24 protein-coding genes and 4 tRNA genes are annotated in these 24819 nt (G+C 65.3%); 13 read left to right on the forward strand and 15 right to left on the reverse strand.

The window, feature by feature from the left end; genetic code table 11:
* Nucleotides 1-3 precede the first annotated feature (3 nt).
* The 3 genes from OIE68_RS20180 to OIE68_RS20190 all read right to left on the reverse strand — a co-directional run bounded on the left by OIE68_RS20180 (nt 4) and on the right by OIE68_RS20190 (nt 1631).
* Entirely contained in the window at nt 4-348 is a 345-nt protein-coding gene (locus OIE68_RS20180; RefSeq protein ID WP_327100920.1) for a metalloregulator ArsR/SmtB family transcription factor, read from the reverse strand.
* The gene (locus OIE68_RS20185; protein ID WP_327100921.1) at nt 345-794 is read right to left on the reverse strand and encodes an SRPBCC family protein; all 450 of its coding nucleotides are present in this window, start codon (nt 792-794) and stop codon (nt 345-347) included. The genes OIE68_RS20180 and OIE68_RS20185 overlap by 4 nt, the downstream gene beginning before the upstream one ends.
* Nucleotides 795-1223: 429 nt before the next feature.
* A complete protein-coding gene (locus OIE68_RS20190) occupies nt 1224-1631 on the reverse strand; it encodes a DUF6928 family protein (RefSeq protein WP_419150778.1) in 408 nt (135 codons plus the stop codon).
* Nucleotides 1632-2743: 1112 nt separating this feature from the next.
* On the opposite strand from OIE68_RS20190, the gene OIE68_RS20195 reads away from it, so the two are divergent.
* Nucleotides 2744-5233, forward strand: coding sequence for an AAA family ATPase (locus tag OIE68_RS20195; RefSeq protein ID WP_327100923.1), 2490 nt, complete (start codon nt 2744-2746; stop codon nt 5231-5233).
* Between the two features lie 160 nt (nt 5234-5393).
* Nucleotides 5394-6179 carry a DUF1963 domain-containing protein gene (locus OIE68_RS20200; RefSeq protein WP_327100924.1) on the forward strand — a complete coding sequence of 262 codons (786 nt, stop codon included), beginning with the start codon at nt 5394-5396 and terminating at the stop codon, nt 6177-6179.
* Nucleotides 6180-6378: 199 nt separating this feature from the next.
* Here OIE68_RS20200 and pspM read toward each other — a convergent pair whose 3' ends face one another.
* The 5 genes from pspM to pgsA form a co-directional block, all read right to left on the reverse strand.
* Complete coding sequence (gene pspM, locus OIE68_RS20205; RefSeq protein WP_327100925.1) at nt 6379-7269, reverse strand: phage shock envelope stress response protein PspM; 891 nt, start codon at nt 7267-7269, stop codon at nt 6379-6381.
* A gap of 170 nt (nt 7270-7439) precedes the next feature.
* Nucleotides 7440-8273: a phage shock protein PspA gene (pspA, locus tag OIE68_RS20210; protein ID WP_327100926.1), complete on the reverse strand. Its 834-nt coding sequence runs from the start codon at nt 8271-8273 to the stop codon at nt 7440-7442.
* 205 nt (nt 8274-8478) lie between these two features.
* The gene (locus tag OIE68_RS20215) at nt 8479-8916 is read right to left on the reverse strand and encodes a helix-turn-helix transcriptional regulator (RefSeq protein ID WP_327100927.1); all 438 of its coding nucleotides are present in this window, start codon (nt 8914-8916) and stop codon (nt 8479-8481) included.
* A 129-nt stretch (nt 8917-9045) separates the two neighbouring features.
* Entirely contained in the window at nt 9046-9540 is a 495-nt protein-coding gene (locus OIE68_RS20220; protein WP_040692922.1) for a CinA family protein, read from the reverse strand.
* The gene (gene pgsA, locus OIE68_RS20225) at nt 9537-10193 is read right to left on the reverse strand and encodes a CDP-diacylglycerol--glycerol-3-phosphate 3-phosphatidyltransferase (RefSeq protein ID WP_327100928.1); all 657 of its coding nucleotides are present in this window, start codon (nt 10191-10193) and stop codon (nt 9537-9539) included. The genes OIE68_RS20220 and pgsA overlap by 4 nt, the downstream gene beginning before the upstream one ends.
* A gap of 233 nt (nt 10194-10426) precedes the next feature.
* Here pgsA and OIE68_RS20230 point away from each other — a divergent pair, with 233 nt between their 5' ends.
* The 3 genes from OIE68_RS20230 to OIE68_RS20240 all read left to right on the forward strand — a co-directional run bounded on the left by OIE68_RS20230 (nt 10427) and on the right by OIE68_RS20240 (nt 11948).
* On the forward strand, nt 10427-10993 hold the full coding sequence (locus tag OIE68_RS20230) for an amino-acid N-acetyltransferase (protein ID WP_327100929.1): 567 nt from the start codon (nt 10427-10429) through the stop codon (nt 10991-10993).
* 16 nt (nt 10994-11009) lie between these two features.
* The gene (locus OIE68_RS20235) at nt 11010-11294 is read left to right on the forward strand and encodes a YciI family protein (protein WP_327100930.1); all 285 of its coding nucleotides are present in this window, start codon (nt 11010-11012) and stop codon (nt 11292-11294) included.
* Nucleotides 11295-11408: 114 nt separating this feature from the next.
* Nucleotides 11409-11948, forward strand: coding sequence for a hypothetical protein (locus OIE68_RS20240; RefSeq protein ID WP_327100931.1), 540 nt, complete (start codon nt 11409-11411; stop codon nt 11946-11948).
* Here OIE68_RS20240 and OIE68_RS20245 read toward each other — a convergent pair.
* Nucleotides 11945-12946, reverse strand: coding sequence for a TerC family protein (locus OIE68_RS20245; protein WP_327100932.1), 1002 nt, complete (start codon nt 12944-12946; stop codon nt 11945-11947). The two genes, OIE68_RS20240 and OIE68_RS20245, sit on opposite strands and share 4 nt — an antisense overlap.
* 273 nt (nt 12947-13219) lie before the next feature.
* Between OIE68_RS20245 and OIE68_RS20250 the strand changes: the two genes are divergently transcribed.
* The 6 genes from OIE68_RS20250 to OIE68_RS20275 all read left to right on the forward strand — a co-directional run bounded on the left by OIE68_RS20250 (nt 13220) and on the right by OIE68_RS20275 (nt 14386).
* Nucleotides 13220-13423 (forward strand): hypothetical protein, encoded by a 204-nt coding sequence (locus OIE68_RS20250; protein WP_327100933.1) that lies wholly within the window; start codon nt 13220-13222, stop codon nt 13421-13423.
* A gap of 216 nt (nt 13424-13639) precedes the next feature.
* Nucleotides 13640-13786 (forward strand): hypothetical protein, encoded by a 147-nt coding sequence (locus tag OIE68_RS20255; protein ID WP_157187247.1) that lies wholly within the window; start codon nt 13640-13642, stop codon nt 13784-13786.
* 78 nt (nt 13787-13864) lie between these two features.
* Nucleotides 13865-13937 (forward strand) — tRNA-Trp (locus OIE68_RS20260).
* A gap of 199 nt (nt 13938-14136) precedes the next feature.
* Nucleotides 14137-14213, forward strand: a tRNA-Leu gene (locus OIE68_RS20265).
* A gap of 23 nt (nt 14214-14236) precedes the next feature.
* Nucleotides 14237-14309 (forward strand) — tRNA-Arg (locus OIE68_RS20270).
* 4 nt (nt 14310-14313) lie between these two features.
* Nucleotides 14314-14386, forward strand: a tRNA-Gln gene (locus OIE68_RS20275).
* Between the two features lie 79 nt (nt 14387-14465).
* Here the strand turns inward: OIE68_RS20275 and OIE68_RS20280 are convergent.
* The 5 genes from OIE68_RS20280 to dapA form a co-directional block, all read right to left on the reverse strand.
* Nucleotides 14466-15890 carry a carbamoyltransferase N-terminal domain-containing protein gene (locus tag OIE68_RS20280; RefSeq protein ID WP_327100934.1) on the reverse strand — a complete coding sequence of 475 codons (1425 nt, stop codon included), beginning with the start codon at nt 15888-15890 and terminating at the stop codon, nt 14466-14468.
* A 66-nt stretch (nt 15891-15956) separates the two neighbouring features.
* A complete protein-coding gene (locus tag OIE68_RS20285) occupies nt 15957-18545 on the reverse strand; it encodes a DNA translocase FtsK (protein WP_327100935.1) in 2589 nt (862 codons plus the stop codon).
* Nucleotides 18546-18784: 239 nt separating this feature from the next.
* On the reverse strand, nt 18785-19411 hold the full coding sequence (locus tag OIE68_RS20290) for a TIGR03085 family metal-binding protein (protein WP_327100936.1): 627 nt from the start codon (nt 19409-19411) through the stop codon (nt 18785-18787).
* Between the two features lie 60 nt (nt 19412-19471).
* Nucleotides 19472-21451: a ribonuclease J gene (locus tag OIE68_RS20295; protein WP_327100937.1), complete on the reverse strand. Its 1980-nt coding sequence runs from the start codon at nt 21449-21451 to the stop codon at nt 19472-19474.
* Nucleotides 21452-21518: 67 nt separating this feature from the next.
* Nucleotides 21519-22427, reverse strand: coding sequence for a 4-hydroxy-tetrahydrodipicolinate synthase (dapA, locus tag OIE68_RS20300; protein WP_327100938.1), 909 nt, complete (start codon nt 22425-22427; stop codon nt 21519-21521).
* Nucleotides 22428-22574: 147 nt separating this feature from the next.
* Between dapA and OIE68_RS20305 the strand changes: the two genes are divergently transcribed.
* Nucleotides 22575-23021, forward strand: a complete 447-nt coding sequence (locus tag OIE68_RS20305) for a toxin-antitoxin system HicB family antitoxin (RefSeq protein WP_327100939.1) — start codon at nt 22575-22577, stop codon at nt 23019-23021.
* A gap of 412 nt (nt 23022-23433) precedes the next feature.
* The gene (locus OIE68_RS47115; protein ID WP_419150720.1) at nt 23434-23526 is read left to right on the forward strand and encodes an alpha/beta hydrolase fold domain-containing protein; all 93 of its coding nucleotides are present in this window, start codon (nt 23434-23436) and stop codon (nt 23524-23526) included.
* A 38-nt stretch (nt 23527-23564) separates the two neighbouring features.
* On the opposite strand, the gene OIE68_RS20315 is transcribed toward OIE68_RS47115, so the two are convergent.
* Nucleotides 23565-24764 carry a winged helix-turn-helix domain-containing protein gene (locus tag OIE68_RS20315; protein WP_327100940.1) on the reverse strand — a complete coding sequence of 400 codons (1200 nt, stop codon included), beginning with the start codon at nt 24762-24764 and terminating at the stop codon, nt 23565-23567.
* Nucleotides 24765-24819: the final 55 nt, after the last annotated feature.

A 24819-nucleotide genomic window follows, 5' to 3' on the forward strand; every position in this document is an offset into this window, starting at 1 on the left:
TTTTCACTGCTGCTGATCTTTCGTACGCTGAATCGCCTCGGCGATCCGCTTGATGCGCCGGAGTCTGGCGTCCCACGCCGCCCCGACCGAAGACAACTGCGCGACCGCCCGGGCAAGTTGTGCCTCGTCCACCCGATACCTCCGCTCCCGCCCCGCGGGCGTGGCGTGCACCAGGCCGACGCGGTCGAGCACGCCCAGATGTTTCGCGATGGCCTGCCGTGTCACTGGCAACTGCTCACTGAGACTGGTGGCCGTGCCATCGCCGGTCGCCAGGAGCAGGTCGAGCATCCGCCGACGGGTCGGATCCCCGACCGCGGACCACAGGTCATCGTCGACGGCGGTGGTCACGGAGTCGACACCAGCCGCGCGATGTACTCGCCGAGTTGCGGAACGAACCTGTCCCAACCGGCGACGTGGTCTTGGTATGTCTCCTCCAACTTCGCAGCTTCCCAACCCATCTCGCGAAACCCGGTCTCGGTGAGGCGAATCCTGGTGCCAGCGCCTGCCGGGGTGAGCTCGAAGGTGACCAGCAGCGAATCGGCGAGGTCGGCCGAGCCCTCCGGATAGCACCAGCGGAACGAGAACAGCCGTGGCCGCTCGACGGTCACCACGGTGATCGGGGCGACATGTTCCCGGTCGCCGAAGACCAGTTCGCCGACCGCGCCGGGAGTCGTCTCGAAATCAGCCGCGTCGGACCACCATTCCGAGATGTGTTCCGGGCTGCTGACCACCTCGAAGACAACTTCGGGTGCGGCGTCGACGTGGATCTCGCGTTCGATGCTGCCGTACTCCATACTCTTCCTCCATCTGCAACGTTTGGTTGCATGTCACGCTAGCCGACCATCCATAATCACGCAACCATTGGTTGCATTATGGGAGTTGTCGAGCACCACAACTCACGATTCGACCGCCGAGCTTCCCCCTCGACACCGGCGTGCGGCGAACTGCCAAGGCAGCCGGAGCAGCGACTATGGGCATCCTCGTCGCGATCGCGGCTTCCCTCATCGTCATCGACGCGACCTGAGACCGGGTGGATGCAGTGCGCGGCTTCAGGCGCGAATATCGCTGCCGCCCACGGTGATCCCGATTGCATCGGAGGTCGTCATCGGTGCGGACCGCCGATCGGGCCGACCAGGGCCTGCGCCTGGGTCGAGCGGGGGCCGAACACATCGGCTCCGCAGCGGCCAGTTGCTCGTAGAGCGAGACCGGAACGCGCGGCAAACTTATGCGCTTCGGTGTGTCCGCTGTGGCTTGCTGGCCCTGCCGCACAGCGGGATCTCCCACGCCTTCCTTTCGACAGGATCGACGGCGCCTTCCAGGGCGTATCCAAAGAACACCCGCAACGCCTCCTCCCCGAGCTCCAGCGGGTGGAATGGCAGACCGTAGTCATCCATGTCGACTGGACAATTGCCGTCCCAGTACGGCTGTTCGAACGGCAACGGCGCACCGATGTCCTCGCGCACGCCGGTGTCGGGGGACAAACTCAGCGATCGGATCAGAGCGTCGTTCTCCCACACCGCGAACGCGAGGGAATCCGTGACGCTGTGCATCGAGTGGGCATAGATTCGCCGTCCGGCTTTCGCATCGACCCGATGAGGCGGCAGCGTCGACTGCAGACGTGCGACCCCCATCTTCACCAGATGGACGCTAGTTGGCGCGCGTACTCCGTCGCACATCCGATTGCCAGGATTTACAACGCGTTTAGCCTTCCTTTAGCCTTGCCTTCCCTGGGTCTTCGGCCGGCATGATCGCGCTTGGCGGGCTTCGCACCGGACACCACCACTGTCAGCACTGTGCCGCAACACCTCTCGCGTTCAGGTGCCTCCGCAGTCCTGGGCCGTGGCAAGCATGGCGCGAGTCGACCGAGGGCGGCCAATTCTTTCCCGAGGAGTTCTTGGTTCGATGGTCGAGCAATTGCCGAGGTGGTGGGTATTCGCGTCGTCGCGATGACGACATTCCGGCGCTCGACCAACGCACGACGACGTTTGCCGTGGCGAACAACCAGATGCCAATAGTGGCGGGCCGGCCGTTGGCGGGGCGGCCAACACAGGGCCGCAACGATGAACAGCGCCTCTATGCCGACGACCGCGATGCTCACCCTCTGCAAGTCGGTCAATCCGGGCCACTACCTCTCCATTGCCCCAAGGTCGCAGCCCCGTCGTGCAGCTACATCGCGGGCCCCACCAGCCCCGGCCCGCAACACGTTGCGGATCCTCGCATTCCTGCTTCACCGGTGTTGGCCGCTGCTCAGTCGCTGTGGCCGGTCCGACCAGGTGGACGGCGCATGCGGTCACGATCAGTCTGGTCGAGTACGTAGATGGCCCGCATCGGTAGCCGTCGGTGCCGACGTCCCGGGCTACGTACGTACCCGGCGATCACCGGAACCGCTCCCGGCCGACGATCTGCGGCGCACCTCGGTGCGGTTCCGCGCGAGTTGTGAATGCCGTTGCGGCACAGGACCACCCGCACGCGGTCGATCGGCATGCAAAGCCATGGCGACGACGCGGTATGAACCAACGGCCGAAGCGCCTACGTACGGGTTGGGAATAGATCCGTACGGGGCATGGGCACTTAGCGGGTATGGTCGGGAAACGCGACAGCCGGAACACCGTTCTCGAGTTCACTCCGGAGAATGGAACGCCTTGTCAACGCGGTTCTTTGACGACGACATCCGGTGCGAAGAAGGAGCTTGACCGCTATGTCGACCAGGGACCGACGGATTGCCGCTGAGTATCCAGCGACCGTGAACGCTTTTGTCGGCCGGGGTCCAGAGCTGCAGCGGATCAGAACCCTGCTCATGGGTTCGGCGCGGTTGATCACCCTGACCGGAATGGGCGGTATCGGGAAGACTCGGCTGGCGGCCGAAGCGGTCGGCCAGTTTCGCAAGGCCACTAGTACGCCGGTGTACTGGGTCCGGTTGGCGAGGCTGGCCAAAGGATCCGACTTCACCGCGGTGGAAGAAGAAGTCGCGCACGCGGTGCTCGACGCCGACTTCTCGGGGCGATCGGCGTGGAACGCACTGGTCGACAAGCTCACCGTCAAGAGCGGGGCCGGGCGGACACCGCGGACTCTGGTGGTCCTGGACAACTGTGAACATGTACTCGCCGAGACCGGTGCGCTCATCGCGGCGCTGCTGGAGGCGGCACCGGGTCTGGTCATCCTCGCCACCAGCCGCGGGCCGGTGGGCTGGGTCGACGAGCACCTGGTGGAGGTTCCACCACTGTCGCAGCGGCAGGCACTGACATTGTTCCAGCGGCGCGCGGAGCTCACCGGTCACGCTGTCACCGATACCGAGCAGGTCGAGACAGCGCGGCTGATCTGCCACCACATGCACAACAACCCGCTATACCTCCGGCTCGCCGCCGCCCGGCTGCGCCGCCAGCCCCTCGCGACCATCCTCCAGGAGTTGAGCGGCGGCGCGAACGACCGGCGAATGCGGTGGTCGCCAGCGTGGCAGGCGGGGGTGGACGCGCGCCATCAACGGGTTCCCGACGTGATCGCGTGGTCGTACGACCTGTGCACTGACCAGGAACGCCTGCTCCTGGCGCGAATGTCGGTATTCGCCGCAGGGCACGACACGAACCCGGAAGAGGACGACCACCCCTTCAGGCTCGATGTGGGTGCCGACCTGGAAGCCATCGAGGCTGTGTGCGCCGACGACGGAGAGCTCGCCCCGGCTGGCACGGTGCGGGTAGCGAGGGAGGTTGTCGAGGGATTGCTCGAGCGCCTGGTCGACCAGGCGCTCGCAGTACTGCACCGCACCGGGACCACCGTTCGGTACTCGTTGCTGGAGACGATTCGGGTGTTCGCTCATCAGCGATTACAGGAGTATTCGACCGGCGACACAGACGACTCCGCACAGATTGCCGCGAAACATCGGCAGTACTACCGCAACAAGGTCCTGCGGGCGTATGCCGATTGGTTCGGCCCGGCGGAGTTGGACTATCTGAACTGGGCGCGCGCCTCATGGGACAACATTCTGGTCGCCATCGAGGGAAGCCTCACCGCACCGGGCGAAGCGGCGCCCGGTTTGGAGATCTCTGTGGGACTGATCGCCTTGCGCGCGCCGTTCTTCAACGGCTCGTTGCGGGAAACCCGTCGATGGACCGAACGTACGTTGCAGGCAAGCCGCACGCTCACGCCGCAGCCAACCGATCTCCAAGTAGTAGCGATGGCCTTGATCGGATGGGTGGCCATGTGGCAGGGGCAACATGAGGAAACCGAACGGATGCTGGAAGAGTGCGTTGCCGCCTGCACAACCGATCCGGCAGTCCGCCAGAACTGGCGACAGGCTCCCGAAGTCGACCTCGGGCTGCCCGCCGTGGTCGAATTCGTGTGGGGCCAAGAACTTATGCTGGTGCACGGTGCCCGGGCATCCATCACCGTGCTGTCGCGCGCCCGCGAGAAGTCCCGCAACGCCGGCGATCGAGGCGGAGAGGCCATGGCCGGACTCATCGAAGCCATGGCGGCAAGCTTCTTCGGGACGGCAGAACAAGCGGCGGAGATCGCACAACGCAACGTCACCAATTCCACTGCGGCCGAGGCGCACTGGCTGAAATCCTGGACTGAGCTGATGTGGGCGCTCGCACTGACCAAACACGGTGATCCGGCCGCGGCATTGTCGGTGGGACGTCGATCGCTGGCACACCTGGTATCCATTCGCGACCCGTGGGGCGCGGCCTGGGCAGTGCACGTTCGGTACTGGGCGCTGGCGCGGATCATCACCGACTCGATCGCCGCGGGGGACACCGATACCGACGAGCTCGTCACACTGGCGACCGAAATCGCGCGGCTCGCCGGAGGTGCCAGAACATTGCGCACGGAGCTGGGAACCGATATCGAAGCACTGCGCCCCTTTGCCGACGAAGCCACCCGAGCCATCGACGTTGCCCGCAGCGTGCTGGGACCCGACGTCTTCGCCACCGCTGAGCGGGAGGGCTCACTCTTGCGTTCCGAACTGAACGAGGTCCAGCGACTAGCGTTGGGGCAACTCCCCATGGATCAGGTGCCCCCGGTCGATACCGACCACACGGCGACCTCGTCGCGCTGGGACGAGCTGACTCAGGCAGAGCAGGAGGTTGCGACGTTCGCCGCGGCAGGCTGGACGAACAGCGCCATAGCCACACATCGGGGAAGTTCGTTCCGTACTGTCGACACGCAAATGACCGCGATCTTCCAGAAACTGATGATCACCTCGCGCAAGGACATCATCCGGTTCGTTTCCAAGACCTGATCGACCACGGTTGGGCCATAGTCGATCCTCGAGTTCGTTCAGCCGGTCACCTTGGACAGGGCCATGCTCCTCGTCTTCTGGTTCGAATAGGCACACTGCGGGACTTCTGCACCGGACAGCGGGCACCGAAACGACTCGCACGTACTGTAAGGAAGTATGCATGACCGAACCTGATCTCTACGCCCTGATGCGCGAGTACATCCCCGAAGAGCTGCATGCCGACTTCGAGCGCATGATCCGGAAAGGTCTGCGGTTGCGGCACGCCCAAGATGGTGACGAGATCATCGGCTACTTCGGCGGATTACCAGAGCTCCCAGCGGGATTCACCTGGCCGGAAAGCGATCGGTACCCCTGCGAACATGTCGCCACCATCGACTTGGCCACGCTGCCGACCACCGATCTGAACCTGCCGACCAGCGGCCGGATTTCGATCTTCGGAGACACCCGAGGCCAAGGGGGCGCATTCCATTATTTCCCCACCGAAATGCCCACCCGCGAGGCAACACCGCCGCCTGCCCTGGTGGCGGAAGACCGTATCTTCAAGCGGGTACCGATGGCTTACGCGGTAGTTCCAACCATCCCCTCGATCACCTGGATGCACGAACACCTCCTCGAGCAGGGCGACTACGAAGACCAGGTGCACAAGCAATTCGATGCCTTGGGCAGCGTCCATTTCCGACACTCCTGGTCCTGGCACCAACTCGGCGGCTGCGCCAATGAGATCCAGGGCGCCAACGACCGGGTCGTCCTCCCCGGTAGCCCCGCCGAACAACACTTCTGCCCGGACGGCTCGCCATCCGGGCAGATCCTGATCGCGCAGTTCGACACCGACAATGAAATCGGCATGGGCTGGGGCGATTTCGGAACCCTCTACTGCTTCATCGATCCAAAGGACTTGGCCACAAACAACTTCGCCGACGTCAACGTCTACTGGGACTGTTACTGACCCTGGATCCACCGGGTGAAAGGCTTGGGCGTCGCGGGCAGGGCTGTTATCGGGCGGAGGTTCCGAAACCCGCGGCGGACTCTGAGCACAGTGCCGTTTCGGCAGCTACTGGGCACATTCGAAGAAGACGCGCTCGACCTCGACCAGCTGCGCTGCGGCCGAGGGACTACAGCCTGCTATCCACCACGCGCGACGCGAGTTAAATCCCCTGTGGTGGAAGCGAAGTGGGTGCGTGCTGGTCGGCCACCTCCGTGAGTGCCTGCGCCCACCCGTCGAGCCGATCGGCCGCGTCACGCAGATCGGCGACGATGGTGTCGAAGTTGTGGCGCAGCAGCGCGCTTTCGGGGACCGCGAGAATCCGCCCCGCCGCGGCGACCACCTGTTCGTACTCGGCGACCCCGCTATCCAGGCGGCCGAGTGCGAATTGCATATTCTCGGTGAGACCAACCGCGGCAACGGATTTCGAACGTCCCATGGCGCCGAGTGCCTGTTCCATCGCGGTGATATCGGCGGCCAGTGCGTGCAGCGCGGCCGCGCCCGAACCCGCAGTTTCGATCATGTCGGCAAGCTCGTCCTCGGGTAGCCGGTTCGAGCGGGCGATCTGCGTACCGAGACCGTGTAGCGCCTTTTCCGCCCGAACCAGGCGAGAAATCAGCCCGCGTGCGGAAGACCATGGCGGTGGCTGTTTGCGCGGTACGAAGGCGGCCTGCGGCAGCGGCGCGCTGCGCAATTGGAGGTAGCGACGGGCGCTCAGCGCGGTACCGGTGACCAGCGCCACCGCTCCCCCGCCGACCACGACCACCGCCCATACCGGTGCCGAAAGCACCATCAGCCCAACGGTTCCCGCGGTGGTGAGACCGCCGACCGTGCCCAGTTGGAAGCTGCGGCGGCGGGCCCGGCGGCGCTTGCGCAACTCCCGCTCGCGCGGATCCGCCCAGCGCCGCACCGCGACCAGCGCATGTTCGCCCACCTCGCGCAGACTGTCGGGCAGGCTCCCCGGCTGCGGTGCGAGTGCCGCCTGTGCGCGCACGAGCGCAGCACCGCGACGACGACCACCCTTAACTTGTTCGCGAGGTCCCTGCGGGCTCATCGGTCTCCTCCAGGGCACGCGTTCGGCGCGACCCGCGGTGGCCGGACAGGCAGGGCCCGAGCATGACCGACGGCCGATCCGCCAGGTACCCGTGCCTTGTCTTCCACCGAACCAGTCCTCGCCGAACTGTATTTATTTCGAACGCTGTTTCTACTTCGAACGACGGGCTATTACTGCGCGGTCTGGCCCTTGTTCATCTGCGGCTGTGGCTGTGCCGGATTCGCCTGCGCGGCACCCGGATTGATCGCCGGAGCGGTCGCACCGCCGGCGGGCAGCGCATCGCCACGCATCGAGGCGCGAATCTGCTCCAGCTTGCTGTGTCCGGCCATCTGAATGCTGGCCTGCTGCACCTCGAGCATCCGGCCCTGCACCGAATTGCCCGCGAGTTCGGCGGCACCCAGCGCATTCGCGTAGCGGCGCTCGATCTTCTCGCGCACGGCATCCAGGCTCGGCGTGGTACCGGGCGCGGACAGCGTCGAATCCATCCGCTGCAGTGATGCCGAGACCTGCTCCTGCATCTTGGCCTGCTCCAGCTGGCTGAGCAGCTTGGTGCGCTCGGCGACCTTCTGCTGCAACAGCATCGCGTTCTGCTCGACCGCCTTCTTGGCCTGCGCGGCCGCCTGCAGCGACTGGTCGTGCAGCACCTTGAGGTCCTCGACGGCCTGCTCGGCGGTGACCAACTGCGCGGCGAATGCCTCGGCGGCGTTGGTGTACTGGATCGCCTTCTCGGTATCGCCGGCCGCGGCGGCCTGATCGGCCAGCATGACGGCCTGGCGCGTATTGGCATTGAGCTTCTCGACATCGTCGAGCTGACGGTTCAGCTTCATCTCCAGCTGACGCTGGTTGCCGATGACCGATGCGGCCTGCTGCGAAAGGGCCTGATGCTGGCGCTGAGCTTCCTCGATAGCCTGCTGAATCTGGACCTTCGGATCCGCATGCTCCTCGATCTTCGAATCGAAGAGGGCCATCATGTACTTCCAGGCCTTGACGAACGGATTAGCCATCGATTGATCCCGCCTCCATAAGATGCGCCGCGCTTTTTTACCGCGACTCTAGTGCGCGACCGTCACGCACCCGATATGTGCCTATCCTCCACCATGTGGCACCCGGGCCGCGCGAACCCGGCCCAACTGACACCTAGTACAGAATCTATCCGCTTTCGGCACCGGTTCGCAGCGTCGGCCGCGGACGCCACCTCTCGTCTAATGATCAGTTGCTTTTCACCAGGACCAGCATGTCGGCCCTCGGGGCCGGAATGACGATCCGGGTGTCCTCGGCGATCTGTGGCCGGGCACCCGCCACCGACATTGTGGCGGTCGCGGGCTCCGCCTCGGCCTCGGCGGGTTCGGCCGCAGCGGTCCGCTCCGCCTCGGGTGCATCGGCGGTCTGAGCGGGCGCGTCGGCAGGCAGGCCGTCAACGCCGGCCATGATCGTGCTCACATCCCAGAGCACCCGCGACAGCGGCACATCCAGGGCCGCGCAGATGGCGGCGAGCAGTTCGCTGGAGGCCTCTTTTCGGCCCCGCTCGACCTCCGACAGATATCCCAGGCTCACGCGCGCCGAGGTGGAGACCTCACGCAGGGTCCGGCTCTGGGCGAGACGAGCACGCCGCAGACTGTCCCCGATCGCCTCTCGCAGCAGCGTCATGTCGTTCTCCTTAGCTCCCAGTAACCGGGTCCGCAGGCGCCTACCAGCGCTGCGCACGCCGTCCTTTCTGGCACAACGTCGAACAGGGCCCGGTTGGTTCCCACGATGGCAAACCAGGCGCGGCAGCGCCTAGTGGCCGCCTCCCACGATACGACGCAACTCCCGTACCGCGCTGTGCGTAGCGCCGATTCGGATCGCCCACCGGTCGCCGTCCAGTTTCAGCCGCATGACCTCGGTATGCCCGGGCCCGGCCAGTCCGAGGAAGACAGTGCCGACGGCATGCCCGCCCTGAGACTCGGGTCCGGCTACCCCGGTCAATCCGATACCCCAGTCCGCACCGCAGCGCAGCCGCGCACCGACGGCCAACTCTTCGGCGGTGCTCGCGGCGACCGGCCCCTCGGTCGCGAGCACTTCGTCACTGACGCCGGCGAGGCTGTGCTTGAGTTCCGTCGCGTAGACGACCAGCCCGCCGCGCAGCACCGCGCTGGCACCAGGCACCCCGGCGATGGTCGCCGCGAGCAGACCCGCGGTCAGCGATTCGGCGGTCGCCACGGTCTGCCGGGCGGCACCCAGCTCGCGCACCAATTCGACGACGGGCGCTCCGGTTGTCAGCGGATCGGTCATGCGCCGCGTGTCCGGCCCGGACCTCCCGCGAGCCACAACCGCGCCGCCTGCCCCATGTAGTCGAGGCCGGTGATGACCGTCAGCGCGACGGCCACATACATCAATGTCATGCCGGCGGTGGCGAATCCGCCGTGCAGCGGCAACAGCAGTACCGCGATCGCGACGGACTGCACCAGCGTCTTCAACTTGCCGCCGCGTCCGGCCGGAATCACCCCGCGCCGCACCACCACCAGCCGCAGCAGCGTGATCCCGATCTCACGACCGCAGATGACCAGGGTGATCCACCACGCCAGATCGCCGAGCATCGACAGTCCGATCACCGCCGAACCGATCAGCGCCTTATCCGCGATCGGATCGGCGAGTTTGCCGAAATCGGTGACCAAGCCGTATTTGCGCGCCAATTGCCCGTCGAAGCGATCGGTGATCGCGGCGATGCCGAACAGTGCGGCGGCCGCGATCCGCCAGCCGGTCTGGTGGCCGCCCCCCACGAACAGCGCGAGCACGAACAGCGGCACCAGCGCGATGCGCAGCATGGTGAGCACATTCGCGATATTCATCAGCGGGACGACGGGATCGGCCTGGGCGGGCGCGAACCCGGCGCGAACCGGGGGTTCGACCCAGCGTCGATCGATCTCTTCGGGCTGCACGCTCACGCCTCCGCCTCGCTGGCGCTCAGCTCCGGCGCGTGCGTGCACGGCTGTGACACGGTTCGCTCGCTACGCTCCCTCACAGCCTCCGCCTCGCTGGCGCTAAGCTCCCGCGCACAGGCCACAACGCCCACCGCCACGAGGCTCGGACGCATGCCGACGCGATGCGGTGAGCGGAGCGGGTGGATGTGCGGCACACGTTCAGAGTATCGGTAACCGGGCCGACTACTGTGCACCCCATGACCTCTCGGGGACCACTAGGTGGTTCGACCAGCGACGCGTATCCGGGCGCGGCACCTGCCGCGAACAAGTCTGTCCCTGCCGTGCGACGCGCCCGAACCTCCGATGTGCCCCAGATCAAGAGCCTCGTCGATGAATACGCCGGTCGGATCCTGCTGGAAAAGAACCTGGTCACGCTGTACGAGGCGGTACAGGAATTCTGGGTGGCCGAACTCGACGGCCGGGTGGTCGGCTGCGGTGCGCTGCATGTGCTGTGGGCCGACCTCGGCGAGGTGCGCACGGTGGCGGTGCATCCCGATGTCAAGGGGCATGGTGTCGGTCGGCTCATCGTGGAGCGGCTGGTCACGGTGGCCAGGGAACTCGAGCTCGGACGGCTGTTCGTACTCACCTTCGAGGTGGACTTCTTCGGCAGGCACGGATTCGTGGAAATCGACGGCACACCGGTGACCGCCGAGGTGTACGCGGAGATGTGCCGGACCTTCGATCCCGGTGTCGCCGAATTCCTCGACCTCAGCTATGTGAAACCGAACACCCTCGGCAATACTCGAATGCTGCTGAACCTCTGACCAGAACGGATCGATTGTGCCCATATTCGCCGTGCACTACACCTATTCCGATGCCACCGTCGGGGCGCGCGACACCTTCCGCCCGGAACATCGGGCCTGGCTCAACGGCCTGATCGATGCGGGCTCGCTGCTGACCAGCGGTCCCTACCCGGACGGTTCCGGCGCACTACTGCTGTTCCAGGTAGCGGACGAGGCAGCCATCAAGGAACTGCTGCCGCAGGATCCGTTCGCCCGCGAGAACCTCATCGACGATGTACGGGCGGTCGAGTGGCTGCCGGTGATGGGCACATTCGCTTCCTGACCGTCCGGCTGACCGCCGCGTGTCGCCGCTCGACACTCGGCGGTCAGCAAACTTACGGCGACACGCCGCGCCAGGTGCGGAAGAAATCGCGCCTGCCGACGCAGACTCCCCCGTATGCGCATATCCGTCGCGATTTTCGCGTCGATGTCGGTCGCAGGCCTCGCACTCACCATCTGCTCGACGGCTGCCGATTTCGACACCACGGCAAACTTGACGGTCGGGGATCGTCCGTTGCTACGACCGGGTTCGGTCGACGAGTCGGTATACCGCGCCGCCGACGGCTACTACTTCCGTACAGCGGACGGCGGCCTCGCGTGCGGCTTCCTCGATGAGCCGTTCGGACAGCCGAAACGACCAGTCGGCTGCCAGGGCACGACTCAGCCCGCGCCGCCGGCGATGCAGGCCTGCTGGGGCATCGACCCGAGTGCGGCCGCACTAGCCGTTGGCGAGAGCGCCGGATATCTCTGTGTGAACCGGGGCTACTTCGTCGGGACCACATCCGGAGCGGATGCCGACGCGCCGGTGCTGCCGGTCGGGTCGAGCCTGAGCGTGTCCGGCTTCACCTGCCTGGCCCAGCCCGTCGGGGTGACCTGCCGCAATGACGCGACCGGGCGCGGCTTCGAGATCGCGCCCGAATACAACCGGGTCTTCTAATCGACGACCCGGCTCTCGGCGGACCGGGTCGCGCCGCGGGTTTTGATCAGGCTCGCGACGGTCGCGATGAGCAGAATCCCGATGATCACGCTCAGCGAGACCGGCGTGGAAATCTCCGGTACCTTGACGTGCTGACCACCGTTGACGAAAGGCAGGGTGTTCTCGTGCAATGCGTGCAGCACCAGTTTGACGCCGATGAACGCGAGAATCGCCGAAAGGCCGTAGGACAGGTAGACCAGGCGATCCAGCAGGCCGCCGATGAGGAAATACAGCTGCCGTAAACCCATGAGCGCGAAGGCATTCGCGGTGAACACGATGTAGGGCTGCTCGGTCAGACCGTAGATGGCGGGGATGGAGTCCAGCGCGAACAGCAGATCCGCGAAGCCGATTGCCAACAGTGCCAACAACAATGGGGTGACCACGCGCCGGCCATCGATCCGGGTGAGCAGTTTGTCGCCGTCGTATTCGTCGGTGGTCGGGAGCACCCGTTTGGTCAGCGCCACGATCCGGCTGTCGCGCTTCTCCTCCTGCTCGACCTCGTGTCCGCTCTCGCGCAACAGTTTCACGGCCGTATAGACCAGGAACAGGCCGAACAGATAGAACACCCAACTGAACGCGCTGATCGCCGCCGCACCGACGGCGATGAACACACCCCGCATGACCAGCGCCAGCACAATGCCGATCAGCAGCACCTTCTGCTGATAGATCCGCGGCACCGCGAAGCTCGACATGATGATGACGAAGATGAACAGGTTGTCCACCGAGAGGGCCTTCTCGGTGACGAAGCCCGCGTAGTACTCGCCCGCGAAGGTCGAGCCCCATTTCCAGGCAACGAATCCACCGAAAACCAGGGCGAGGCCGATGTAGATCGCCGACCAGCTGCCGGATTCCTTGAAGGTCGGATCGTGTGGTGTGCGGACATGGGCGAAGAAGTCGAAGACGAACAGACCCAGGATCACCGCGATCGTCAGGGTCCATTCGAGTGCGGTTACGTGCATGCGGGCTCCGGGGCGGAAACGCGTTTCATGACAGCAATCATGCCCGATTTGTCCATTCTGTCGAGCTAGCGGAATAGTTGCTGACTATAGTTTCACATGCGGGTCCTGCGGCCGACGTGTCACCCTCGCGAGCACGACCGGCGACTATCGCATCCTGAACAGGGCGAACTGGGACGAGCGCGCCCGCACATGCCGCATCGCGCGACTACGCCGTGTCCCGGTTCGTCGCCGATCCGGAATTCCTCAGCGACGTGGTTCGGTTCGACCTGGGCCATGGACGAAACCCACACCGACCGACCGACTGTCGGCTATCCCTACTTCGAAATGACTGAGCCCACGGCGTTTTCGTCTGAAAACACTTATGTCGAGACCGAGACGAAATTCACACAGACCATGACGCACGAGTGGAATCACGGACTCGGCGATGTGGTGACCGCACTCGGCATGACGATCACCGGACTGGTGGAGCACCCGTAGTGTTCCCTGGGAGGCATTGCCAAGACAGATGACTCGTGAGGCGAATGGTGAGTGGCGACTCGACGAGCACCCGGAACGCCTTCCACTGACTTACACACTGCAGGCACGCCGACAACTCGCCGGTAGGGAATAAATGGGTTCCTCATCGCGCCTTTCGGTGTTAGCGTTATCCAGAACGTAATCGATCGGTAATCGGAACCACGAAAGGCAAAGGCAATGACCAGCACCCAGGACCAGGGACTACGCTCCCTCGCCGGTGCCTGGCAATTGCGTTCCGGCACCCGGCGGCCGATGTCGCAGCTGCGCCTGACCTGGCTGTTGATGTCGCAGCTGCGACAGGCGAGTATCCGGAGCCGCCCCTGAGGTCTCGATTCGAGAAGGCCTGAACAGGGGCCGCTCCAGGCGAAATACTCGCCACGGAGCGGCCCTTTTTCTTGTCCAGCGGATGTAGCTCAACCGGAAGAGCAACGATCTCCAAAGTCGTGAGCTGGGGGTTCGAGTCCCTCCATCCGTGCTCATAACTTCACAGTGAATATATGGCGGTAGGCATTTCGTATTGCGGGATATGAATAACCCTGCCGCATACCGGTTTTGAACACGTGCAGCTCAGTGGACAGAGCTGACCCTTTCGAGCGACCTGCAAGCAGTCGCTAGCGGTGTCCTCCGACGGCGCAGGTCGGAGATTCGATGCCACCCACGGGTACCAAAACCATTCCCTCGTAGCCCAATTGGCAGAGGCACCGGACTTAGAATTCGGTTGATGCGAGTTCGAATCTCGCCGAGGGAACCAGTCCGCGCGGTTTGCGTGGATCAGCGCTCGTAGCTCAACGGACGGAGCACCTGTTTACGAAGCAGGCGGATGAAGGTTCGAATCCTTCCGAGCGCACCGATGGAGTGTGGTGTAAACGGCAACATGATGGGCTCTGACCCCGTCGATTTCAGGTTCGAATCCTGGCACTCCAGCGCACACCGACCCAGGCTCATGCAGGTTCGCCCCGGGGCTCTCATAAGGCCCTGCCGCGTGGTTCGACTCCACGATGAGCTACCACATCACACTCGTGTGGCCCCAGTCTCGCGGAGCCGACCCGCGTTCGCGGTTAGTTTGCCGTGCCCGTGCCTGATCCGTATACAGATACCCGTCGGACCAGATGTAGCGCGCGCCACCCCAGCGGGCCGCGGCGGCCACATCCGGAAAGAACCCGCACCCTTCGGAATTCGCACTCGTGTTGCACAACACCGGTATGCCGCTGATGGCCTCGTATGCCGCCAGAATCCGCGCCGTCGGGCTCTTTGCCGCGGCATCGATGGTCTGCACCCGCGCGGTACCGTCCACCTGCACGGCTGGAATACGGTTGGTCCACTCCGTGCTGATGCGGTGCTCGAAGGTCAGGTACGGATCGCTGCCACCGGGCCCGAGCACCTCCGTCGCTCGTTCCGCCAGGCACACTGCCGCCACCGACCGGCGGGCGGCCCGGTGCTTGATGCCGTTGAGCCGGCCCCGCATAGCCGAATCCGTCGCGGGAGCGAGGATGCTGCGGTTGCCGAGGGCACGCGGCCCGATCTCCGCGCGACCCGAAAGCACCACTACCGGCTCGCCTTTCCGGTGCAGCAACTCCGCCACCCCCCGCTCGTCGCAGAGCTGTCTGCGCCAGTTGTCCGGCACCCCACATACCCTGACTCGTGGACCGGAGTACACACCCCATCGCAGCGCCGGACTGCGCCCCTTCCGGAACATCTCGCAGCACGCTGCACCGATGGCGGCGCCGGAGTCGTCGGGAAAGGGCGGAATCCAGATCTCCTCGACAATCCCCTGCAGCTGCGAGTTCCACTTGATATCAAGGGCGCTTTCCCCGGTTACCACGAGTTTCGATGGCAACGAAGCATTCTGGCGTACAAGCGAACTCAGCGCCAACCGCTCGTTCGAATCGGCCCGGAACGTGGCGACCGAACGGATCTTTCGTGCCACCGCCACGACATGGTAGAGCCGTCTGGCATCGCCACCGTCCCCCACCAGGACGAGCGCATCCTCCCCACGCGCCGCGAACGGACTCGCGCAGTACCCGCCCATGATGTGCTGGTCCACATGGTGATAGCTGACGTATTCATCGGCGGCGGAACCGAATCCGTGACCACGAAAACGGTGCCGTGCCAGCGGTATGGTGCGTCCGGGCCGATCCTGATACGGCGCGATCGTGAGTTCGACCGGACGGCCGCCGGCCAGCGTCGCAATGCGCGCGGGCTCGGTCGAATCCGTCTCCTGCACAGAACCATCCACCACGAACCGGTCGATATCAGCGGGCGTCAATCCCTCCGACCGCAATATCGCGGCGACCTGCTCGAGATCGCCCAGCGGGTGGTGGCGCCTGCCGTTGTCCAGCTTCTCCAGCTCGATGCCGAATACCAGCCGGTCGTCCTCGACAACCGCGACCCCACCATCATGCGACACTCTGATTCCGCAGATCACCACGCCGAACCACTCTACCGACGCCGCGACCGCCCACCGACGGTGAGAATATTTGCCGCCGAAGCGTTTTCACTCCTCCGGGCTGTCGGGCTCCGCGTCCCCGCCGCCGCGGATCGTCCACAGCAGCCCCTCGAGCTCATCGGGCTTGATGAGCACATCGCGTGCCTTCGACCCCTCGCTGGGGCCGACGACACCGCGGGTTTCCATCAGATCCATCAGGCGACCGGCCTTGGCGAAGCCGACGCGCAGCTTGCGCTGCAGCATGGAGGTCGAGCCGAATTGTGAAGTGACGACCAGTTCCACAGCCTGGATGAAGACGTCCAGATCGTCGCCGATGTCAGGATCGACGTCCTTCTTCTCACCGGCCTTGGCGGCGGTGACGCCCTCCTGGTACTCCGGTTCGGCCTGGTTCTTGCTGAAGTCGACGACCCCGTGGATCTCCTCATCGGAGATGAACGCGCCCTGCAGCCGGGTCGGCTTGTTCGCGCCCATCGGCAGGAACAGTCCGTCACCCATGCCGATCAGCTTCTCCGCGCCGGGCTGATCCAGGATGACTCGCGAATCCGTCAGTGACGAAGTGGCGAAGGCCAGTCGGGACGGCACATTGGTCTTGATCAGACCGGTGACCACGTCCACCGAAGGACGCTGCGTCGCGAGCACCAAGTGAATGCCTGCGGCGCGAGCCTTTTGGGTGATGCGCACGATCGCGTCCTCGACATCGCGCGGCGCGGTCATCATGAGATCGGCGAGCTCGTCGACGATGGCGAGAATGTAGGGATAGGGCCGATAGACCCGCTCACTCCCCAGCGGTGCGGTAATGGCACCCGACTTGACCTTCTTGTTGAAGTCGTCGATGTGGCGCACCTTATTGGCCTGCATGTCCTGGTAGCGCTGTTCCATCTCCTCCACCAGCCAGGCCAGCGCGGCGGCGGCCTTCTTCGGCTGGGTGATGATGGGGGTGATGAGGTGCGGAATGCCCTCGTATGGTGTGAGTTCCACCATCTTGGGGTCGATGAGGATCATCCGGACCTCGTCCGGAGTCGAGCGCGACAGCAGCGATACCAGCATCGAGTTCACGAAGCTCGACTTACCTGAACCGGTCGAACCGGCGACCAGCAGATGCGGCATTTTCGCGAGATTCGCCGAGACGAAATCGCCCTCGATATTCTTGCCGAGCCCGATCACCAATGGGTGGTGGTCATTTCGGGTCGAGGGTGCCTTGAGCACATCGGCCAGGCGCACCAGTTCACGATCGGCGTTGGGGACCTCGATACCAACGGCGGACTTACCCGGAATCGGGGCCAGCAGCCGAACATTCTCGGTGGCAACGGCATAGGCGATATTGCGGGCCAGCGCGGTGATCTTCTCGACCTTCACACCCGGACCGAGTTCCACCTCGTAGCGGGTGACCGTCGGACCGCGCACGAAACCGGTGACCGCCGCGTCGATCTTGAACTGCACCAGCACCTCGGTGATCGCCTCGATCATCGATTCATTGGCGGCACTACGCTTCTTGGGCGGATCGCCGTCGGTGAGCAGTGTCAGTGGTGGGAGGGTGTAGTCACCCTCGACCTCGCGGTCGGGGATGAATTCCAGCTGCTTCGGCGGCGGCGGGGTCTGGTCCTCGGCCTTGATCGGGGCGCGCTTCTTCGGCTTGGGCTTTTCTTCGGGCGCCGCCTCTGCCGCAATCGGTTTCGCATCGCGCAGTGGCGGTTCGCCGATGATCTCGGTGACCGCATCGGAGCCTCCGAATTCATCGGGCGGGTAGTTCTCCTCCGGGGTGCGACCGCGCCGCTTCGACTTGGTATTGCGATGCAGCGGAAACCCGTCGGCATCGTAGTTGGCCGGATCGAAATCGGATTCGCCATCGTAGTCACCGTATTCGTCACCGCCGCTGCCGGTGCCGAAGTACTCGCGCAACCGCTGTGGTACCTCACGCACAGTGGTTCCGGTTACCAGCAGCACCCCGAAAACGATGGCCAGCAACAGAATCGGCACCGAAAGCCAGGCGGTGAGACCGTTGGTGAGCGGTCCGCCGACCACGAATCCGACGAAACCTGCTGCGCGCGAACGCCCATGCGCATCGGTCGGCGATCCGGCCGCGATATGCCACAGGCCCAGGGCCGGCAATCCGATCAGCAATCCGCCGAGTACCAGCCGCGGCCGGATCTCCGGACGTGCCTCGGTCCGCATCAGGACAACGGCGATTCCGGTAGCCACGAACGGCAATCCGGCCGATGCCGATCCGGAGACCGCGCGAATCGCCTCCTCGACCCAGTGCCCGATCGGCCCGCCCGCCGAGAGCCATACCGCCGCCGCGATCACCGCGCTGAGGGCGATGAGGGCCAGCGCGATGCCGTCGCGACGATGCCCGTGTTCGATTTCGCCCGCCCGACTCACGGCCCTGGTGGTGGCGCCGAGTCCGCGCGCGAGCATATTCCAGCCGCTGCTTATACCGCGGCTGATGACCGCGAGCGGTGCGGTATCGGACTTGCGGCGGACCGGGCGGCGCGCCCGTGTAGTGCGGGTGCGCGGTGTGGACGAGCGGCGTTGAGCGGTGGCGCGAGCCTGGCCCGAACGAGATGCCGCCGTGGTCCTCCCCCGGGCCGATCCCGCCCGCGCACGAGTGGTCGTGGAGCTGCGGGACTTACCTGCCATGGCATCAGGCTAGCCGCAAACGCCCCATCCAGACCATCAACCACACACGTAACTGTCCCGCCTCCCCGGACCTTCTGCCGGTCGTAAGTGCCTCGGCGATCTTGTACCGGGCCGCATGTGAAGTGCTAGGCGGCTTTTGGGCGTACCCGACGAGTTACCCATGGGCGCACCAAACCAGTCGTCGCGAATCAGCCATCGCGTTTGGCGTGTCGACTGAGCGAGCACAGCCACGGACCGGATTACACTGACCGGTCCACCTCGAGAACGGACCGCACATCGGCCGGATCACCTGCGGTTTCGATCCGGACCTCATCGCGGCCGAAGGCATGCAGCAGCAGTTCCGAGGGCTTGCCGGTCAGCGTCACCTGCGCCGTTCCGGACTTCGTATGCACCACGGCGCGCCTGCCGTCGGGGGTGGCCAGTTCGACGGTGACCGGCGCTTTGCGGTAGGCCATGCGGCCCATGCGACGCAGCGTCGACCACAGCTTGTCCTCATCGGCAGCGGGCAGGTCACGCGGCTCCCAGCCGGGTTCGCCGCGACGCACATCCTCGTGATGGACAAACATTTCGGTCAGATTGACGACGGCATCCAACGGTTTGAGCGGCGACCACCACGGCGGGCCGGAGCGCACATCCGCCAGCAGTTCCGGGAAGGGCCGCCGCGCCGCCTCGGCCTGTACCGACTCCAGATATCCGGCGAGCGGCTTCAGCATGATGCCGGGGGACGCATCCGGGCGGCGTTCCCGAACTACCAAGTGCGCGGCCAGATCTCGCACCGTCCAGCTGCCGCACAGCGTGGGCGCGTCCGGCCCCGCCGCGGACATGATGTCCGCCAGTGCCCGACGTTCCCGTTGCGCCATGGTCATCTGCCGAACATATCGGATGCGGAGTCGGCGCGGCAGTCCGACTCCGAACGGACGTAGGTATCAGACGCCGATGACCGTCGGCACGATCATCGGGCGGCGGCGGTAGGTTTCGGCCACCCAGCGGCCGACCACCCGCCGCACACTTTGTGCGATGCGGTGGGTCTCAGTGACGCCCTCACCGGCCAGTCGCAGCAGTTCGGCCTCGACGAGCTCCGCGGCATCGATGAGTGCGGTCGGATCATCGGAGAACCCGCGTCCGCTGACCTCGGGCGTGCTGACCGCCTTACCGGTGGTCGAGTCGACCGCGAGGGTGATCGAGATGAACCCGCCCTCACCGAGGACCAGCCGATCCGAGAGCGTCGATTCACCGACATCACCGACCGAGAGTCCGTCGACATACACATGTCCGACCGGCACGCGTCCCACGATCGAGGCGATCCCGTCGACCAGGTCCACCACCACGCCGTCCTCGGCGAGCACCACCCGATCCTCCGCCACACCGGTCGCCACGGCCAGCGCGGCATTGGCGCGCAGATGCCGCCATTCGCCGTGCACGGGCATGGCATTGGTGGGCCGCACCGCGTTGTACAGGTACAGCAATTCGCCCGCGGACGCGTGTCCGGAGACGTGCACCTTCGCATTCTGCTGAGTGATGACTGTGGCGCCGAGCCGCGACAGACCGTTCACCACCGCGAATACCGAATTCTCATTGCCCGGAATCAGCGAGGAGGCCAGCACCACGAGATCGTCGGCGCGAATATTGATCTGGCGGTGTTCACCGCGCGCCATCCGCGACAGCGCCGACAGCGGTTCGCCCTGCGAGCCGGTCGAGATGAGCACCAGCCGATCGCCCGGCAGGGTCGCGGCGACATCGAGATCGACCACTACCCCATCGGGTACCGTCAGGTAGCCCAATTCCTGCGCGATCTCCATATTGCGCACCATCGAGCGACCGACGAAACACACTCGCCGCCCGTACTTCTGGGCGACATCGACCACCTGCTGGATGCGATGCACATGGCTGGCGAACGAGGCGACGATCACCCGATGCCTGGCCTTGCCGATCACCGTATCCAGAACGCCGCCGATTTCACGTTCCGGCGTGACGAAGCCCGGCACCTCGGCATTGGTGGAGTCCACCAGGAACAGATCGACCCCCTCGTCACCGAGGCGGGAGAAACCGGCCAGATCGGTGAGGCGACCGTCCAGGGGCAGCTGATCGAGTTTGATATCGCCGGTGTGCAGCACGACACCGGCGGGCGTGCGGATGGCGACGGCAATGGCATCGGGAATCGAGTGGTTGACCGCGAAGTACTCGCACCCGAACGGGCCGTGCGTGGTGTGCTGGCCCTCGATCACCTCGACGAGCTTGGGACGCTGCCGGTGCTCGCGGCATTTCGCGGCCACCAGCGCGAGGGTGAATTTCGAACCGACGACCGGGATATCGGCCCGCAGGCGCAGCAGGAACGGCACCGCGCCGATGTGGTCCTCGTGGCCGTGGGTGAGCACGATGGCTTCGACATCGTCCATCCGGTCCTCGATGGGCCGGAAGTCGGGCAGGATCAGGTCGACGCCGGGCTGCTGATCCTCCGGGAACAGCACGCCGCAGTCGACGATGAGCAGTTTGCCGCCGTATTCGAAAACGGTCATATTGCGGCCGATTTCGCCGATGCCGCCGAGAGCGAAGACGCGCAGACCGTTCTTGGGCAGCTTCGGCGGGGTACCGAGTCGGTCGGCTGTTGCCCGCTCGACGGGAGCCGCCACGGGTTGCTCACCGCGTCCGCGTCCGCGCTGCTGACGGCCGCGCGCCGGTTTGCGGGGCTGCTCGGCTGGGGTCTTCACCGCGGCCTTCTTCGCTGGGGCCTGCTCCGGCGCGGTCTGTCTGGACGCGGTATCGGACTGTGCTAGCTCACCGACGTCGGATTGCGCTGTCCGATCGGACTTTTCGGTGCCGGCCGGTGGACGCTGCGCGGCGGGTTCCGGTGCGCCCGCGGGCCGGGCCGCGGTCCGGCGGGGGCGACGGCCTGCTGCTTCAGTCATGACTGCACCTCACTACTGGTCGGTTCGATCATGTCTGACAATGTGATGATTCTGATTCGCTCACTCCTCATGACAGCACCCCTGCCAGCCGGAGGTCGGCGGCGAGGGCATCGAGTTGTTCGGTGGTCGGCATCAATTGCGGCAGGCGCGGCTCACCGGCATCCACACCGAGCAGTCGCAGCCCGCCCTTGCACATCGCGACGCCACCAAGTCGCGACATCGCCGCGTTCAACGGCAGCATGCCCGCATTGATCTCGCGGGCGCGCACCACCTCACCCGCGGTGTAGGCCTCGAGCAGGGCGCGCAGCCGCTCGGGCACGAGATGTCCGATGACACTGATGAATCCGGTCGCGCCGACTGACAGCCACGGCAGGTTCAGCGCGTCATCACCGGAGTAGAAGGCCAGATCGGTATTCGCGATGAGATCCGCGCCCGCGTTCAGATCCCCCTTGGCATCCTTGACCGCGACGATACGCGGATGTTCGGCGAGTTTGCGAATGGTGTCGCTGGCAATGGGAACCACCGAGCGCGGCGGAATGTCGTACAGGGTGACCGGCAGGTCGGTGGCATCTGCGACGGCGGTGAAATGCGCGATCAGGCCGTCCTGGCTGGGCCGGGAGTAGTACGGGGTCACCACGAGCAGGCCGTGCGCGCCCGCACGCTGGGCATTGCGGGCCAGTTCGATCGAATGCGCGGTGTCATAGGTGCCCGCGCCCGCGATCACGGTGGCGCGAGCGCCGACGGCATCGACGACGGCGCGCAGTAGATCCGCCTTCTCCGATTCGGTGGTGGTCGGCGATTCCCCGGTGGTACCGGAAATCGCCAGCAAATCGACGCCGCGGTCGACCAGGCGGGCCGCGAGTGCGACCCCGGCATCGACGTTGAGCTTGCCGTCGGCACCGAAGGGAGTCACCATCGCGACACCTACTGTGCCGGACGCGCGCAGCTCCGTAGGCGTCGATTTACCGTTCGTCATGGTCAGAAAGGCTACCCGCTCCCGGGAACAGCCTCGACACCCTCATCGCCGAACGGCCTGCCACGGCGAGTGATTCACCTCCCAGTACCCGATCATGATGTCAAACCCATCCTTGAATGACGCCAAGAATGGCGTCACACTGATGTCATGGATTTGAACAAATACACCGCCCAGCTACGCGAGGACCTCATCGCGGCCGCCGCACTCGGTGACGAAAAGACCCAGGCCACCGCCGCCGCCCTGGCCGCCGCGACAGAGAGTTCGGCACGATTGGCGCTGCTCGCGGCGCTATCGGACCTCGCCGCAGAGGTCAGCGCAGAGCTCGGCGACCGCACAGTTCACGTCTCGGTGGATGGCACCGATGCGACCGTCGATGTCCGAAAGAATCCCGCGGCGGAAAACGAGCATCCGACGTTCGAGGAGATGACCGGCGATATCAGCCGAGTCACCCTGCGGATGGTGGAGCAATTGAAGGCCAAGGCCGAGGAAGCCGCCGCGGCCAGCGGGGTCTCGCTGAACTCGTGGCTGTCGAATGCCGTCAGCGGTGCGGTGCGCGACCAGATGCGCGGATACGGACCCAAGCGCGACATCTGACTTGGGGGTTACTTCGGGTACCGCTAACTATTGCAAGCATACCCGCTGACTGATTCAATCGGACCATGGTCAACGTCGATCACGCCCGCCGTCCGTCGCTCGCCGGGCGCGGGCTGAGCCAGGCAGCCAAGGTTGTCGTCCGCGGTCCGCAACTGCTTTCGCCGCTGCTACCGGTTCGAGCCGGTGCGCTGCTCGCTCGCGCCGTGCTGCTGTTGGCCTGCACCGCTGGATTTGTACGAACGTTGCCGCACATGGCGATCGATGTGACCGGACCCCGGGGCAGGTTGCGGGGCGAATGGGTTGGCGTGACGCCTGAACCGGGCCGTCCCGTGCTCTACTTCCTGCACGGCAGCGGCTATGTCGGCTGCCCCCGGGGACCCATCGCGGCCTGGTCAGCGAGCTGTCGCGGCGGTTGGACCGACCGGCCCTCAGCCTGGACTATCGCCGCGCGCCGGAGTACCGGTTTCCCGCAGCCCACGATGACACGCTCAACGGTTACCTGTGATCGCAGACCGCGCGGGAGCCGAAATCGGCCTGAGCAGTTCACAACAGCGATGCGAGATCGCCGCGATCGCCGATCACCACCTCGTCGAGTTCGAGCCAGTCGGCCATCTCACGCAGCGCGTCGGTGAGTGCCCGCGCCGTCTCGGGAGTGCTGTGGCCCGGCTCGGCGAATGCACCCGGCACCAGCAGCCTGCCTGACGCACGCTCGGCACGTAGGTCGACGCGGCCCACGAGTTGTCCGTTCAGGAGGAACGGAAATACGTAATACCCGTGCACCCGTTTGGGTTCCGGTGTGTAGATCTCGATCCGGTAGTGGAAGTCGAAGATCCGCTCGGTGCGGGTCCGGAAGAAGATGAGCGGATCGAAGGGGCACAGCAAGGCCGCGCCCTCGATCCGGCGCGGTGTCGAGGCACCGGCGCGCAGATAGGCGGGTTTACCCCAACCCGCCACCTCGACCGGTTCCAACTCCCCCGCATCGACCAACTCCGCGATGGCCGGTTCGGTTTGTGAGCGGTGCAGGCGGTAGTAGTCGCGCAGGTCGGTCTCGGTCGCGACGCCGAGGGCGGTGGCCGCGCGCAGCACCAATTCCCGTACCGCCTCGGCCTCGGATACGTTGCGCGCCAAGATCTCCGGCGGGATCACTCGTTCGGCCAGGTCGTAGTGGCGGGTGAACCCGACCCGCTTGTCGACCGAGAGTGCACCTGCCGCGAACAGCGCCTCGCAGATCATCTTGGTGTCGCTAAGATTCCACCACGAGCCCTTGGGACGCGGCTTGTCCAGCTCGAGGTGGCGCTCCACTTCACCGGCGGTGGCGGCACCGACCTCGGTGATGACGTCGAGGATGTCCTTGCCGAGGGTGGGATTGCGTTCGGTCGCCCGCTGCATGCCGCTCCAGCGCCCGTGTTCGTATTTCCGCATCCGCCAGCGCATGAGCGGCCAGTCCTCGACCGGGATCAGTGCGGCCTCGTGTGCCCAGTATTCGACCAGCCGCCGCGGGCGGCGCACACCATTGCTCCAGGCGGCATCGTCCAGCACCGTTCGGTCGTAACCGCCGATCCGGCTGAAGACCGGCGCGTAGTGCGCGCGCACCACCGCCGATACCGAATCCAGTTGCAGCAGTTGGGTTCTGCCGAGCACGTCAAGGATCGTCCGCCGGGTCGGCGCGGCCGGTTTGCGCCGCCCGAAACCCTGCGCGGCCAGCACCGTCCGACGCGCGGCCACCGCACTCATCTTCCGCATGGACCGAACAATGCCATGCCGCACCGACAGGTTGAGCCGTCCTACCGGCGAACAC

The organism is Nocardia vinacea (assembly GCF_035920345.1).
GTDB classification, from domain to species: domain Bacteria; phylum Actinomycetota; class Actinomycetes; order Mycobacteriales; family Mycobacteriaceae; genus Nocardia; species Nocardia vinacea_A.